General features: G+C 53.4%; 12 protein-coding genes. 3 read left to right on the top strand and 9 right to left on the bottom strand.

Annotated features, from left to right (window positions below):
* Positions 1–19: 19 nt before the first annotated feature.
* From argF to argC, 7 genes are all read right to left on the bottom strand, one after another.
* Positions 20–958 carry an ornithine carbamoyltransferase gene (argF, locus tag A0V43_RS01400; protein WP_063192206.1) on the bottom strand — a complete coding sequence of 313 codons (939 nt, stop codon included), beginning with the start codon at positions 956–958 and terminating at the stop codon, positions 20–22.
* Positions 955–4,083 (bottom strand): carbamoyl-phosphate synthase (glutamine-hydrolyzing) large subunit, encoded by a 3,129-nt coding sequence (locus tag A0V43_RS01395; protein WP_063192205.1) that lies wholly within the window; start codon positions 4,081–4,083, stop codon positions 955–957. Before A0V43_RS01395 ends, argF begins: the two co-directional genes overlap by 4 nt.
* Positions 4,076–5,140, bottom strand: coding sequence for a carbamoyl phosphate synthase small subunit (locus A0V43_RS01390; protein WP_063192204.1), 1,065 nt, complete (start codon positions 5,138–5,140; stop codon positions 4,076–4,078). The genes A0V43_RS01395 and A0V43_RS01390 overlap by 8 nt, the downstream gene beginning before the upstream one ends.
* Positions 5,141–5,228: 88 nt before the next feature.
* Complete coding sequence (locus A0V43_RS01385; RefSeq protein ID WP_063192203.1) at positions 5,229–6,389, bottom strand: acetylornithine transaminase; 1,161 nt, start codon at positions 6,387–6,389, stop codon at positions 5,229–5,231.
* Positions 6,386–7,162 (bottom strand): acetylglutamate kinase, encoded by a 777-nt coding sequence (gene argB, locus A0V43_RS01380; RefSeq protein ID WP_063192202.1) that lies wholly within the window; start codon positions 7,160–7,162, stop codon positions 6,386–6,388. Before argB ends, A0V43_RS01385 begins: the two co-directional genes overlap by 4 nt.
* 12 nt (positions 7,163–7,174) lie before the next feature.
* Positions 7,175–8,407, bottom strand: a complete 1,233-nt coding sequence (gene argJ, locus A0V43_RS01375) for a bifunctional ornithine acetyltransferase/N-acetylglutamate synthase (RefSeq protein WP_063192201.1) — start codon at positions 8,405–8,407, stop codon at positions 7,175–7,177.
* Between the two features lie 17 nt (positions 8,408–8,424).
* Positions 8,425–9,459 (bottom strand): N-acetyl-gamma-glutamyl-phosphate reductase, encoded by a 1,035-nt coding sequence (gene argC, locus A0V43_RS01370; RefSeq protein ID WP_063192200.1) that lies wholly within the window; start codon positions 9,457–9,459, stop codon positions 8,425–8,427.
* A 322-nt stretch (positions 9,460–9,781) separates the two neighbouring features.
* Between argC and A0V43_RS01365 the strand changes: the two genes are divergently transcribed.
* Positions 9,782–10,468: a Crp/Fnr family transcriptional regulator gene (locus A0V43_RS01365; RefSeq protein ID WP_060787889.1), complete on the top strand. Its 687-nt coding sequence runs from the start codon at positions 9,782–9,784 to the stop codon at positions 10,466–10,468.
* A 567-nt stretch (positions 10,469–11,035) separates the two neighbouring features.
* On the opposite strand, the gene A0V43_RS01360 is transcribed toward A0V43_RS01365, so the two are convergent.
* Both A0V43_RS01360 and A0V43_RS01350 read right to left on the bottom strand, forming a co-directional pair.
* Positions 11,036–11,290: a hypothetical protein gene (locus A0V43_RS01360; RefSeq protein ID WP_063192199.1), complete on the bottom strand. Its 255-nt coding sequence runs from the start codon at positions 11,288–11,290 to the stop codon at positions 11,036–11,038.
* A gap of 394 nt (positions 11,291–11,684) precedes the next feature.
* Complete coding sequence (locus A0V43_RS01350; protein ID WP_063192197.1) at positions 11,685–12,965, bottom strand: IS110 family RNA-guided transposase; 1,281 nt, start codon at positions 12,963–12,965, stop codon at positions 11,685–11,687.
* A 367-nt stretch (positions 12,966–13,332) separates the two neighbouring features.
* Between A0V43_RS01350 and A0V43_RS19940 the strand changes: the two genes are divergently transcribed.
* On the top strand, positions 13,333–13,863 hold the full coding sequence (locus A0V43_RS19940) for an IS630 family transposase (RefSeq protein WP_063192196.1): 531 nt from the start codon (positions 13,333–13,335) through the stop codon (positions 13,861–13,863).
* On the top strand, positions 13,860–14,399 hold the full coding sequence (locus A0V43_RS19935; RefSeq protein WP_063192195.1) for an IS630 family transposase: 540 nt from the start codon (positions 13,860–13,862) through the stop codon (positions 14,397–14,399). The genes A0V43_RS19940 and A0V43_RS19935 overlap by 4 nt, the downstream gene beginning before the upstream one ends.
* The last annotated feature ends 596 nt before the right edge of the window (positions 14,400–14,995 follow it).

Below are 14,995 nucleotides of genomic sequence, written 5' to 3'. Positions count from 1 at the left end.
AAACGGGAATTCCTTTTTCCTATAGGATCGACACTAAAATCGCTTTTTGGGCATGAAGCCGGTTGCCGGCCTGCTCAAAGACGACCGAGTTCGGGCCGTCCATGACGCCGGCCGTCACTTCTTCGCCGCGATGGGCCGGCAGGCAATGCAAAAAGAGGTAATCCGGCTTCGCCGCTTTGACGAGCTCTTCATTCACTTGGTACGGCTGGAACACGTTAAGCCGCTCGGCGCTTTCGCTTTCTTGGCCCATGCTCGTCCAGACATCCGTATAAATGGCATCCGCCCCCGCCACCGCTACAAGCGGGTCGTGCGTCACCACAACGGTTGCCCCGGTTTTCTCGCCGATCCGGCGCGCTGCCTCGACGTATTCCGCCTTCGGCTCATAGCCTGGCGGACAGGCGATGGCGACATTCATGCCAACTTTCGCCGCGGCCACAAGCAAGGCGTTGGCGACGTTGTTGCCGTCGCCGACATAGGCGAGCTTGACGCCTTGGAACGTTTTTTTCGCCTCGTAAATCGTCAGCAAATCCGCCAACGCCTGGCACGGATGATCGTCGTCCGTCAGGCCGTTGATGACCGGAACGGACGCATACTCGGCCAATTCCTCGACTTTTTGATGGGCAAACGTCCGAATCATAATGACATCGACGTATTGCGACAAGACGCGCGCCGTATCCGCAATCGTTTCACCGCGGCCAAGCTGCAAATCGTTTCCGTTTAAATACATCGCCTGGCCGCCAAGCTGAATCATGCCGACTTCAAACGACACGCGCGTGCGCGTTGACGGCTTTTCAAAAATCATCGCCATTGTTTTGCCGGAAAGCGGCGCATACGGCACGCCGGCTTTTTGTTTCGCTTTTAAATCGGCTGCTAGCGCCAACAAGTCCATAATTTCGTCTGTTGAAAAATCGAGCAGCGTTAAAAAATCTCTCCCTTTTAATGACATCACTGCATTCATGCGATCACCGCCTGTTCTGCCTGTTTTTTCTTTTCCAACCAGCCATGGATCGGCTGCACATCAAGATGATCGACATCGAGCGCCTGCAAGAAGAGCTTCAATGTCTCACGTTCCGTGAAGACGAGCAATTGTCGGGACAACGCAGTCATTCGTTTGTTTGCCTCGTCTTCCTCTTTGCCCAAGTTGATCACCGCGAGCGCCGTGTCGCGCTTCACCCAGTCGGCAAACGGGATATCGGACACGATCGCAAGCTGTTTTGCTTCGATTTCCGTTTCCAGTTCCTCATCGATGTTACCAATCACATACACTTCATTGGCGGTTGCTTTCTTTTGCAAGTAAGCGTAAAACGCCTTGTACGCCGCTTCTTCCGTCGTCGCGGCGATGCTGATGCCTTCACCGGTCGATTTCATCTCCGGTCCAACCATCGGGTCAACCCCCGGCAGCTTATGGCTCGAAAAGACCGGATACTTTAACACGGCGTACGGCATGACCGCCAATCCGCGAGCTTTTTCGTCAACGATGTCGACGAGTGATTTCCCAAGCAATAACTTTGTCGCAATTTGCGCCAATGGCACGCCGGTCGTTTTGCTGACGATCGGCACCGTCCGGCTCGCGCGCGGGTTCACTTCAAGGACGTATACATTGCCGTCCGCAATGACGTATTGAATGTTCATGATTCCTTTAAAGCCAAGTTTTTTCGCAATCCGGCCCGCATAGTCGATGATTTTCGCTTTTTCTTCGTCTGTGAGCGTCTGCGCCGGCAGCCAAGCATAGCTGTCGCCGGAGTGGACGCCGGCTTTTTCGACATGTTCAATGATGACCGGCAGCACGATGTCTATTCCATCCGTCACAATGTCCGCTTCCGCTTCTTTCCCATCCAAGTACGCGTCAATTAAAATCGGATACGTTAACTCGCCTTGCTCCACCAATGCCGCAAGCTGGACTTCATCGCGGACGATGAACATGCCGCGGCCGCCGATGACATACGACGGGCGAAGCAGCACCGGATAGCCGATTTCGGCCGCTTTGGCGGCGAGCTCCTCAGCGTCGTTCGCCATTAGGCCAGGCACGTGCGGAATGTCAAGCTCTTCAAGCAACTGGTAAAAGCGGTCGCGGTCTTCGAGCTGGTCGATCATATCATAGGTGACGCCAAGCAGCGGCACACCGGCTTCTTCAAGCCCTTTGACCAAATTGATCGCCGTCTGTCCGCCAAATTGAACGATGACATGCTTGATTTGTTCCGCTTCAATGACATCGAGGACGCTCTCAAGCGTCAGCGGTTCAAAGTACAGACGGTCGGCGACGGCAAAGTCGGTGCTCACTGTTTCCGGATTGTTGTTGATCATCACCGTTTCATAGCCTTCTTTTTGCAAGGCGAACACGCTATGAACAGAGCTGTAGTCGAACTCAATGCCTTGGCCGATGCGGATCGGACCGGCTCCAATGATCAGCACTTTCTCCTTGCCGCTCGCTTTCTTCCGCTCGTCTTCGCCGAAATAGGTCGAGTAGTAATAATCCGTTTCCGAATGAAATTCGGCCGCGCACGTGTCGACCATTTTGTATGACGGCACGATGCCAAGTTCCTTCCGCTTGTTGCGCACCTCAAGCTCCGTCACGCCCCACGTTTCGGCCAAAAAGGCGTCGCTTGCCCCTTTTTCTTTCAAGAAGCGCAACGTCGGCTCATCGATCGTATCAATCGTGGTGGCTGCCGCTTGTTTTTCGAGCGCCACGAGCCGTTCGAACGAAGCAAGGAAAAAGCGGTCGATTTTCGTCCATTCGTGAATCGCTTCGACCGCCACCCCGCGGCGGAGCAGTTCCAAAATCGCGAAAAAGCGGCGGTCGTCTTTGTCGACAAGCAGCTGTTTCAGCTCGTCATCCGTTTTCGCCGAAAGCTCTGGCAAAAACAGTCCGTTGTTTTTGCCTTCGAGCGACTGAACCGCTTTTTGGAACGCCCGCTCCATATTGCGGTCGATCGCCATCACTTCCCCGGTCGCTTTCATTTGCGTACCGAGCTTCCGGTCCGCGTGCGGGAACTTGTCAAACGGCAAGCGCGGGAACTTGACGACGACGTAGTCCAAGGCCGGCTCGAAGCTGGCGTACGTCGTTTTCGTCACCGGATTGACGAGTTCCGCGAGCGTATAGCCGACCGCCAGCTTCGCCGCAATGCGGGCGATCGGGTAGCCGGTCGCTTTGGACGCGAGCGCTGACGAGCGGCTGACACGCGGGTTGACTTCGATTAAGTAATATTGTTTGCTGCTTGGGTCAAGGGCGAACTGAATGTTGCAGCCGCCGATGATCCCTAATGCGGAAATGATCTTCACCGCCGACGAACGGAGCATTTGGTACTCCTCATCGGTCAACGTCTGCGACGGTGCGACGACGATCGAATCGCCCGTATGGATGCCGACTGGATCGACGTTTTCCATATTGCAAACCGTGATGCACGTATTCGACTGGTCGCGCATCACTTCATATTCAATTTCTTTAAACCCAGCGACGCTCCGTTCGATCAAACATTGGCGGATCGGGCTTTCGGCCAGCCCTTTCTCCACGAGCGCGAGAAACTGCTCCATGTTTTCGGCAATGCCGCCGCCCGTCCCGCCGAGCGTATACGCGGGACGAATAATGATCGGAAAACCGATTTGTTCGGCAAACGCGACCGCTTCCTCAACGCTTGTGACAATTTCGCTCTCCGGCACTGGTTCGCCAAGCTCATGCATTAACGCGCGGAACGCTTCGCGGTCTTCCCCGCGCTTGATCGCTTCAATCGGTGTTCCGAGCAGTCTCACCCCATACTTTTCAAGCACGCCGGCTTCATGCAGCTGAAACGCCAAGTTGAGCCCTGTCTGGCCGCCGAACGTGGCGAGTAGCCCATCCGGGCGTTCTTTGGCAATAATCGCTTCGACCGCATCGACGGTGAGCGGTTCAAAATACACGGCATCGGCATGAACTTCATCGGTCATGATCGTCGCCGGATTGTTGTTCACTAAAATGACGCGATATCCTTCTTCCTTTAAGGCGATGCACGCTTGTGTGCCGGAATAATCAAACTCGGCGGCCTGGCCGATGACAATCGGCCCCGACCCGATCAGGAGAATCGACTGAAGCGAAGAATCTTTAGGCATACACGTTCTCTCCCTTGAACACGGTTTGCAAAAATTCGTCGAAAATATAGCCGGTATCTTGCGGCCCCGGATGCGCCTCCGGGTGATATTGCACCGACAAAATCGGTTTATGGCGATGAACGATGCCTTCGATCGAGCCATCGTTGACGTTGATGAAGCGGATGTCAAACGGCTTGCCCGCCAAGCTTTCCTCTTTGACGACGTAACTATGATTTTGCGATGTCATCATTACTTTTTGCTTCCCGGCGTCCCACACCGGCTGGTTGGCGCCGCGGTGCCCGAAGCGGAGTTTTTCCGTATCCGCCCCGTACGCTAAGGCGACAAGCTGATGGCCAAGGCAAATCGCAAGCGTCGGATACCGGTCGATCAGCTGACGGATAGCGGGAAGCTGATGGCTTAACTGTTTCGGATCGCCTGGGCCGTTCGAGAGGACAAGCCCGTCCGGTTTCAGCGCGTCAATCGCTTCCGGCGCCGTATCATGCGGCACGACCGTCACCCGGCAGCCGCGTGCAAGGAGCGACTGCAAAATCGACTTTTTATAGCCGAAATCGATGAGCACCAAATGCGGCCCGGCTTCGCCGTATGTTTCGATCGTTTTCGTTGACACCGCGCGCACTGGAAACGCCGCTTCCTCATCCGCAACTGCTGGAATGGGCGACAAACTTAATTCCGCCATCATCGTTCCAGCGGTGCGGATTTCTTTCACAAGGGCGCGCGTGTCCACGTGCGCAAGAAGCGGAATGTTCCAATGCTGCAAGTATTCTGCCAAGCTGTATTTCGCCCCGTAATGAAATCCTGTGCTGCTCGCTTCGTAGACGACGACCGCTTCGACGTGCGGCCGCTTGCTTTCAAAATCGTCTTCATTGATGCCATAATTGCCGATCAGCGGGTACGTAAAAACGATGATTTGGTTTTTATACGACGGGTCGGTCAACACTTCTTGATAACCGGTCATGCCGGTGAAAAAAACGATCTCCCCGCTCACCTTTTCTTCAAGCGGAGCGGCGAGCTCGCCGCTGAACATTTTTCCGCTCGCCACATGCAAGTACGCTTTCATTGGCGCCACCTCATCGTTTGAGTTTTTATAACCGTTTAAGAATTTTTATGCATGAACAGGAATAAAAATTAAGCCGTCGGCCGTCCGTTTACAAGACGGCTGAGGCGTTGGCGTTGTTCAACACGTTTGTTAAAATGTCCACCGCTTCATCGATTTCCGCTTTCGTCACGACAAGCGGCGGCAGCAGGCGGATCACCTTCGGCCCCGCCGAGAGGACAAGCAAGCCGTTTTCATGAATCAATGGCAACAGCGGTGCGACGTCCGTTTGGCACTCGATTCCGACAAGCAGCCCGAGCCCGCGCACGTCCTTGACGATGTCAAGCGGAGCGAGCGCCTCGTTTAACCGTCCGAGCAAGTAGCTCCCCTTTTCTTGCACCTCTTGCAAAAACGCCGGATCGAACACCACTTCTAACGTCGCCTTGGCAGCGGCCATCGCGATCGGGTTGCCGCCAAACGTCGACCCGTGCACGCCAGGCCCAAACGACTCTTTCAAAAACGCTTTGCCGATCATCGCACCAACCGGAATGCCGCTTCCAAGTCCTTTCGCCACGGTGATGATGTCGGGCTCCACGCCGAAATGCTGGTAAGCAAACGGCTTTCCGGTCCGGCCGATGCCGGTTTGCACTTCGTCGATGATCAGAAGCGCCCCGTACTGTTGACACAGCTCCGACGCTATTTGCAAAAACGCCGGGTCAACCGGGCGGACGCCCCCTTCCCCTTGGACGACCTCAAGCATCACCGCGGCCACTTCTTCGTTCATTGCCTGCTTGAGAGCGTCGACATCATTCAGCGGCAAGTGAATGAATTCCGGAAGCAGCGGACCAAAACCGCTATGCACTTTCTCCTGCCCGGTCGCGGCCATGGTCGCGAACGTCCGGCCGTGAAACGATTGGGAAAACGTGATCACTTTGTGTCGTCCGGTATGTTTGCGCGCCAGCTTCAGCGCCGCTTCGTTCGCCTCGGCTCCGCTATTGCAGAAAAAGACGCAGTCGCCGGCGCTGTGGGCGGCGAGAAGAGAAGCAACTTCTTCCTGAATCGGAATTGTAAACAAGTTCGATACGTGCCAATATTGATTCAGCTGTTGTTCAATCGCCTTTTGCACGTGCGGATGACGATGGCCGAGATTGCAAACGGCAATGCCGGAAACAAAATCGAGATATTGTTTTCCGTTTACATCGGTCACAACCGTCCCTTCCGCGGCTTGGACGGCGATCTTCCAACGGTTGTATGTCGGAAACAGCGCGCTCATAAATATACCCCCACTTCTTTGCGAATCGTTGTGCCGTGCCATGTTCCGTTCTGGTAAAACGTCGTTTTGCCGCTGACGATCATCACCTCGGGCAGCGCATCGGACAGGGCGGACAGCGCCGCTTTCACTTTCGGAATCATCCCGCCCGTGATGACGCCGTCTTCGATCAGTCGTTCAATCGTTTCCGCCGTCGCCTCGGCCACGAGCGCGCCGTCTCGCAAAATTCCGGGCACGTTCGTCACAAACGCGAGCTGGCTGGCGCCAATGGCGGCCGCGACCGCCCCAGCCGCCGTGTCGGCGTTAATGTTGTATGTTTGCCCGTTTTGGTCGATGCCAAGCGGCGAAACGACCGGAATGTAGCCCGCCGCAAGCAGCGTGCGCAACAGCTGGGAACGAACGGTTTTCACCCGGCCGACATAGCCGAGTTTGGCCAAATCGATCGGTTCTGCTTCAAGCAGCCCCCCGTCCACGCCGGAAACGCCGACCGCCGGCAAGCCGTTCTGCCTGAGCATCACCACAAGCTGTTTGTTCACTTTGCCGGAGAGCACCATTTCCACAACGGCAAGCACCTCTTTCGTCGTTTTCCGCAAGCCGTTGACAAACTCGCTCGGCACCGCCAGTTTTTTCAACATTTGCCCGATTTCCGGCCCGCCGCCGTGGACGATGACGACATCCATCCCTTGTTCCCGCATCATGTTCACGCTGGCAAAAAAGGCGGGAGACAGCTCATCGAGCACGCTGCCGCCGCATTTGATGACGACCGTTTTCCCCATCGTTCTCTCTCCTTACGTCCGATAGCTGGCGTTGATTTTCACATAATCGTACGTCAAGTCGCAGCCCCACGCGACGCCGAAGCCATCGCCCAAGTGCAAATCCACCTCAATGACGACCGTCTCTTGTTGCAAATACGCCGTCGCTTCTTCTTCCGAGAACGGCTGCGGCTCGCTTCCTTTCAGCATCACAATCGGCCCGATCGCGACATCAACATTGTCCGGATCAACGTCAGCGTCCGCATAGCCGATCGCGCCGATGATCCGCCCCCAGTTGGCATCCGCGCCGTAAACGGCCGTTTTCACTAAGTTGGAGCCGACGATTTGCTTGGCGATTTTTTTCGCTTCCTCATCCGTTTTCGCGCCGCGCACGCGCACTTCAATGAGCTTCGTCGCCCCCTCGCCGTCTCTGGCGATTTGCTTCGCCAAGTCTTCGCACGTTTTCCGCAGCGCCTCGTAAAAGTTCCCCCAATCCGGATGATTCGGCGTCAGCTCATCATTTCCAGCAAGACCGCTTGCCATCACCACAACCATGTCATTCGTCGACGTATCGCCATCAACCGTAATTTGGTTAAACGAAACGTCCGTAGCCGCTCGCAGAGCCGCGTGCAGCACCGTCGATGAAATATTCGCATCGGTCGTAATGAACGCGAGCATCGTCGCCATGTTCGGATGGATCATCCCCGATCCTTTCGCCGCCCCGCCGACGGTGACCGTTTTCCCATCGACGGTCGTTTGGTAACAGGCGTGCTTCATCACCGTATCCGTCGTTAAAATCGCCGTTTGAAACGCCTCCGCATCCGCCATCGTCGCCCCTGGAACAAGCTTTTCGATGCCCGCGCGAATTTTTTCCATCGGCAAATATTCCCCGATCACGCCCGTTGAAGCGACAGCCACATGGTGCAGCGCCAGGCCAAACTGTTTCGCGCACAGCTCGCGCATTTCATAGGCGTCCTTGAGCCCCTGCTCGCCGGTGCAGGCGTTCGCGCATGCGCTGTTGACGATGACCGCCTGCAATTTTTGTTCTACAGCGAGGCTCGCCTGCGTCACTTTGAGCGGCGCCGCCTGGAAATGGCTTTGCGTATACACCGCCGCCGCCGAAGCCGGCACGTCGCATAGAATAACCCCTAAATCTTTTTTCGAATAGCGCAGCCCGGCGTGCACCCCAGCCGCTTGAAATCCCTTCGGCGTGACGACCGTTCCATCGGCGACCACCGTTACTTGCGCCGTTTGTTTCGTTGCTGTCATTGTTCGTTCCCCTTCCCTCACGGATAGATCGGCAAGGATCGGAGGCCCTCCGCCTCATCCCACCCCATCATCAAGTTGAAGTTTTGCACCGCCTGCCCGGCAGCGCCTTTCATCAAGTTGTCGATCACCGACACGACCGTCACCCGTCCCGTCCGTTCATCGTAGGCGAGGCCGATGTCGCAATAATTTGAGCCGTACACTTCTTTTGTCGCTGGAAACTGTCCAAGTTGACGGATGCGGACAAACGGCGAACCTTCATAACTTGTTTTATATAAATCTACCAAGTCGTTTGGCGAAATCGGTTGTTTCGCCTTCGCATAGATCGTCGCCATAATGCCCCGTGTCATCGGAATCAAATGGGTGCTGAACGTAATCGGCTCCATCGCTTCATTCCACGTTTGCAGCGTTTGCTCAATTTCCGGAATGTGCTGATGGACGTTCACTTTATAAATTTTCACGTTTTCGTTCACTTCGGAAAAATGCGTCCCAAGCCCGGCTTTCCGCCCCGCGCCTGATACGCCGGACTTGGCGTCAACGATGATCGAGTCTTCCTTAATCAATCCTTCTTTGACAAGCGGCGCCAAGCCAAGCAGCGTCGCCGTCGGATAACAGCCCGGGTTGGATAGGAGCACGGCCTCGCGCACCGCCTCGCGGTTCCACTCGGTCAGCCCGTACACCGCCTTTTGCAAATATTCCGCCGGCGCCGCCTCGCGCCTGTACCATTGTGCGTACACCGCGCCGTCTTTCAACCGGAAATCCCCGGATAAATCGATCACTTTCACTCCCCGATCGACAAGCGCCGGCGCCCACTCCCCCGACACCCCGGGCGGCGTGGCGAAAAAGACCACGTCATACTTGGCAAGCGCCTCGATTTCAAGTTTATGCAACACCGCACCATCGACCGAACCGACGTGCGGGAAACTTTCCGATACATGAACCCCGTCCTGCGACGACGAGAAAACGTCGCAACGGCTCACATGCGGATGCCCGTATAGCAAGCGGAACAACTCCGTGCCGCTGTATCCCGTCGCCCCGATGATTGCCACTTTCATGACGTTCCCCCTCACCCGTATGTCTCATGTAGTTCTCATTATAATACTGTATAAAAATAAAATCAAATGTATATTTAATAATTTTCAAGGATTTTTTCTTGCCCCTCCCTCTGTCTATGAGAAACGAATACCGATTTGCCCCGGCAGCCAAGGTGCATCCTTGACTCCATCGCCCTCATGTTCTTGGGATGCAAAGACTTTCACAAACGATTCCACCGATGTTCAACAAGTTTTCAATCTTTCCACTATCCTTATATTGACTTCCCTCTTTTTTCCTGTACACTTTTAGATAGCGATACATTTTACGTAAGGTTGTGATCGGATGAACGAGATTGAATCTCGTGAATGGCAGAAGTGGCTTACATCGCTTGGGCGCGATCTTCGCCTTGAGAAGGGAACGTACTTGTTTCAAGAAGGGGAAAAAGCAGACGATATTTACTATATCCAATCGGGGAAAATCCAAATCAGCAAAATGGATATGGACGGACGGGAGCTCACGCTGCGCATTTGCAGCCAAGGAGATTTGATCGGCGAGCTGACGCTGTTTTGCCCTGGCGCCCGCTACATGCTGACGGCGAAAGTGCTGGAAGACGGCGTCGTTTCCGCCATTCCGCGCGAAAGGCTTGAACAAGAGCTCGCCAACAATCCGACGTTGGCGATCGAGTTCATGAAATGGATGAGCCTCCATTTCCGCAAAACGCAGACGAAGTTCCGCGACTTGATTTTACACGGCAAAAAAGGAGCGCTCTATTCAACGCTCATCCGTTTGTGCAACAGCTACGGCGTCATGAAAGAAGACGGCATTTTGATCGACGTGCCGCTGACGAACCAAGAGCTCGCCAACTTTTGCGGCACCGCCCGCGAAGTCGTCAACCGCATGCTCGGCGATTTGCGGAAAAAAGGCGTCATCTCCGTGGAAAAAGGAAAAATTTGCGTCCACAACTTGCAATACTTGCGCGACGAAATCGCCTGCGAAGGCTGCCCGCCCGAGCTGTGCCGCATTGACTGACGGGCGGGTGCGGCAAAAAAAAGGAGCTGACCGAAAAGAGCGGTAATGTTCCTATTTAGGGCGACATGGAAAAACAGGCCACCACGAAAAACCCGGTAAAACCAAGGGTTTCAGAGGTGGTCTCTTTCACATACTTCGGTTAAATTTCACCAAAAAGGGGGCTTTTGAGTCAGCCCCTTTTGCTCTTTTCGGAGCAATCATTCACACCGCACCTTACTTCACCATATCCCGATCCATCCAACTCAGACGGCCATCGTCTCCAGTGAACTACCCACCACCTACGCTTCGCTGAGAGGTGGGGGCTTCAAGCGACTTGTGTGCGTTCGCCGAACGGTAAGCCACACACAAGAACCCTTTACGCTTCCCTTCGTTCGGAAGGTGTCCGTTCTAACCATATTCTATCCTATTCGTTGGCTAACGCCAAACGACATTCATCTCCCACCTACTCACTGAGTTACACCCTTCGCGTTCCTTGCGGTGGGAGACTTCTTTCGAAAAGATGTTAAAAAAGATAACAAAAAATGCGCAAATACAGACCTCTCGTTGCCCTGCAGGCAAATACGATGTTTACTGATGATGATTGTTAAGAAAAGAAAACAAGCCCACAAACAAAAAAATCCCCCCCATCGTTTTATAAGTGCTTATATATTCTTTTAACATTTGCAAATATTCTTGAGAATCCACAGATCCCCCCATGGATCGAACCCAGGATGAAGCAGAACGACTCCCTAATTCAGGACTATTTAACATCAACCACAATCCGATGAGAGAAAGAACGAGTGAAACAAAATTCATTTTGTTTGGGCTTTTTAAAATATTCATTTTGCATCCTCCCTCTAGAAATGTTGATTTATCAAGGCTTTTCGGCCCCTCAGGGGTGTCCAAAAAATATTTTTCGACAAAATCCCTTACATTCTTTTTCAGTTTTGTGGATATCTTACAGACCTAGGGTGCGCTTCGCGGCCACGGCTGGACATATTTTCCTGCCGTGGGAGGAAGCGTATTCGATGCACCCTTTGGATCTCCGCGTCGCTGATGAGGACGAACCCTCCCATGTCTCCGGGCGTCTTTGCGCCAACATTCCCTCGTTCGGTCTCGTCATCAGGCGGAGGCCGGCCAAGCTCCTTTGGGGACTCAAGGTCGAATGGATACAATCACGCCAGCTTCTCCGGTGTCATCCTGTTGTCCAACGATTCTTCCGTTCGCAGGGGAGGCCTTAGGCCGCCCGTTGCACCTGGGACAAGACGTCCTGTTTCATTCGCTCCGCGTCAAAGGCTTGTTTCTTCGTACAAATCGCAAACAGCACATTCAACAGCTTCCGGCACAAGGCGACGATGGACTGCTTTCCGGTCAGCGGATTGACGGGGCGGGTCGTATAATACTCATGCAGCTCGCGAAACGCCTCGTTGTGCCGAATCAGCGGAATCATCGCCCGAAACAGCACCGATCGCAGCCGTTTCCGTCCCCGTTTGGAGATGTGCTTTTGCCCTTTGCGCTGGCCGGAGGAGTTCTCCTTGAGCGTCAGGCCCGCCAACTTCACCAATTGACGCGGGTCCCGATAGTGGGCGAAGCTGCCGATCTCCGCCAGCAGATCGATGATCGTGGCGTCTCCCAACCCGTCGACCGTTTTCAGCCATTGATACTCCATCGTCGTTTGAACCAACGCCTTCAACTCGGCGTCCAACGCGGCGATCTCAGCCTCCAATTGGCGGTATCGGCGGACGAGCGCGGCGATCTCAAACCGGGCCATCGTCGTCCCTTCCGTCACCCCAATCGAGTCCTTCGCGGCGTTGATCAACGCCTGAATTTTGGCCTTCTGCGGGCATTTCAGCCCTTCGCTTTGCCGGTACACCTCAAGAAGCTCCTCCACCGTCCGGCCGGCCATATCGGCTGGAAGCGGCGTCCACTCCAGCACCGAAAGCGCCGTTTTCCCCAGGTCGCGAAACACCGTCCAAAACTCTGGAAAATATCGGTCGGTCCAGCGGACGATCGCGTTTTTCACCGCCGTCTGTTCCTTGCGGAGCTTCTCTTTGAGCGTGCTCCCGACGCGCAAATCGGCTTCGATCTCGTGCAGCAGCCGGGGGACGAGGAATCGTCCGTCTTTCGCCAGTCTGGCGATGACTAGGGCGTCTTTGGCGTCATGTTTCGTCGGCAGGTTGTCATCGAGTTCTTTCGACCGGCACACATGCGCCGGATTGACCATGACCAACGGGATCTCGTGCTCCTCAAGGAAGTAGGCGAGGTTCAACCAGTAGTGCCCGGTCGGCTCCACCGCGACGATCACCTCTGACTTCCCGAACGCTTGCATCGCCTCCTGAATCGCTTCATACAGCTGGCGAAAGCCCTCTTTCGACTGGAAGATCGGGAACGATTTGCGAAGCACACGCCCCCGGTCATCCACGAAGCAGGCGTAGTGGGTTCGTTTCGCGATATCGATGCCCACCACAAGCGTTTGTTCGGTGACTTGATCAATTTTATAGTTTTGTGTACAATTCATCTGAAGTCCTCCTTGGTATGGTGAGTGATGTGTTTGACACCCCTGCATCATACCAAGAGGGCTTTTTTTGATCAAGTCCCCGGAAAAGCTCCTAACGGGAATGCTCCTTTTTATGACTATCCGTTATGCTTAAACGAAACACAAAAACAGAAGCAAGTTCCATCAGGAAACTTGCTTCAATATTACTATAAATAACAGAACACAGAACATTACTCATAGTAATAAAAACATACCCCTACAGGCTTAGCGGCATATCCATACCCTACTTTATATACATGCTCATTGAAAAGTTAACCTTCGCATAAGCGGTGCCCACTCTGGTTATACTGCTCCTAATGAAAAACATGGAAAAGGAGCGGAATTCTGCATGAAACGCCTCAAAATCACCGACAACCATGGATGGACGCCCCGGAAACTCCGCAAGCAGGAACGGAAGATCAAAAACGCTCATCTCCGCCAACGTGTGATGGCCGTCCGCCTGGTCATGGAAGGCTATTTGGGCAAAGAGGCGGCTTCCATGGTCAACGTGTGCCGACAAACCGTTTCCCATTATGTGTCGCTGTTCAACGAAGGCGGCCTTGAACTCCTGCTTCATCGGGATTTCGCCCCCGGGCGGGAGCCGTTTCTCACCGAAGAACAGCAAGAAAAGATCAAACAGCTTGTATTGACCACCACTCCCGCGGAACTGGGCTGGGACGTCGCTTCGGCGTGGAACACCAAACTCCTGCAATCCTATGTCGCAAAGCAATTCGGTGTTTGCATTTCCCGCGAAGCGCTGCGAAAACTCCTGCACCGCAAAGGGCTGTCGTGGACACGACCGACGTACACACTGGCGAAAGAAAATCCGGATGAGCAAAAGCAATTTGAAAAACAAATGGATCTGATAAAAAAAACTTGATCACCAAGGAGACAGAAGATGCTGTTCTTCTGTACATCGATGAAACCCATATCCGCTCTTGCCATGTCTTGCGGTCCACATGGTCGGAAGTCGGCCGCCAAAAACAAGTGCCGACGTTTGGCCATCATGCCCACGTATCGCTGTTTGGCGCGGTCAACGTCCATGATGGTGAAACGGTGCTTCATCAAACGACTGCCGCCAATGCCGCGACGTTCTTGGATTTCTTGAGAATGCTCAAAGAGCGCGATCCAGACCGTCTCATGGTCTTGGTGTTGGATAACGCCCGCATTCACCATGCCAAAATGGTCAAGGAGTTTTTGCGGGAAGAAGGGCAGTGTTTTCACTTTCTTTACCTTCCTCCCTATTCGCCACAGCTGAACCCGATTGAACGCTTATGGAAATGGCTGAAAGATACGGTGATTGCCAATGTCTTTCACAAGGATCGCAATGATATCATTCAAGCCATTACTCGGTTTGTCCACTACATCCACGAACGTCCGGAGGAAGTGCTGCAACGCTTAGGGTGTGCAGGATGACTGAGAAGTTAACTCTTCATGTTGCATGTATATAGTTTTTTCCCTTTTGGTCCAGGAACAGAAGGCTCTTCACCACAACATGTACTTGACAAGCAATACGGTTTCCTGCACAAAGATGTGCAAAAATCACTGATTTGTTGATTTTCCCTCACAAGCGTAAATAGGGTATGTTCAGAAAAAATCAAGTACAACTTTTGGTGAAGAGCCGAACAGAAGTTTCTAATCTTTTAAGAAATTCTAGGTCTGTTATTTCAATCACCTTGTTCCCGCTTTGAGATACAATTAGATTATATTTCGCCTTTACTAAAATTGTCAATAAAAATTTGAATTGTTTGTTTCTTTGTCGCATAAAGTAAGATTTTTAAGCTTTATCGAGTTGTTTTTTGGCTCATCACCAAATTTTGTGATTTAGTGACAAAAGAGAAAGCACTGACGAGATCCTGGCCATAATGTTAGCGGTGAAATCAACATTAAGGAAGTCTCGTAAGGGCTTTCGACACCACTAGGATTGCCAGAATTGAAAACAATTGATTTCCCACTCATGTTGAGTGACTTCCACGCGAACCACTGGGAAGCCGAACACTTAGCGAAAGTCT

The sequence above is a fragment of the Geobacillus sp. JS12 genome (assembly GCF_001592395.1).
In the GTDB taxonomy this organism is placed as follows: Bacteria; Bacillota; Bacilli; order Bacillales; family Anoxybacillaceae; genus Geobacillus; species Geobacillus zalihae.
The sequence above is the reverse complement of the archived record's forward strand: the minus strand, read 5'-3'. Positions and strand labels throughout refer to the sequence as shown.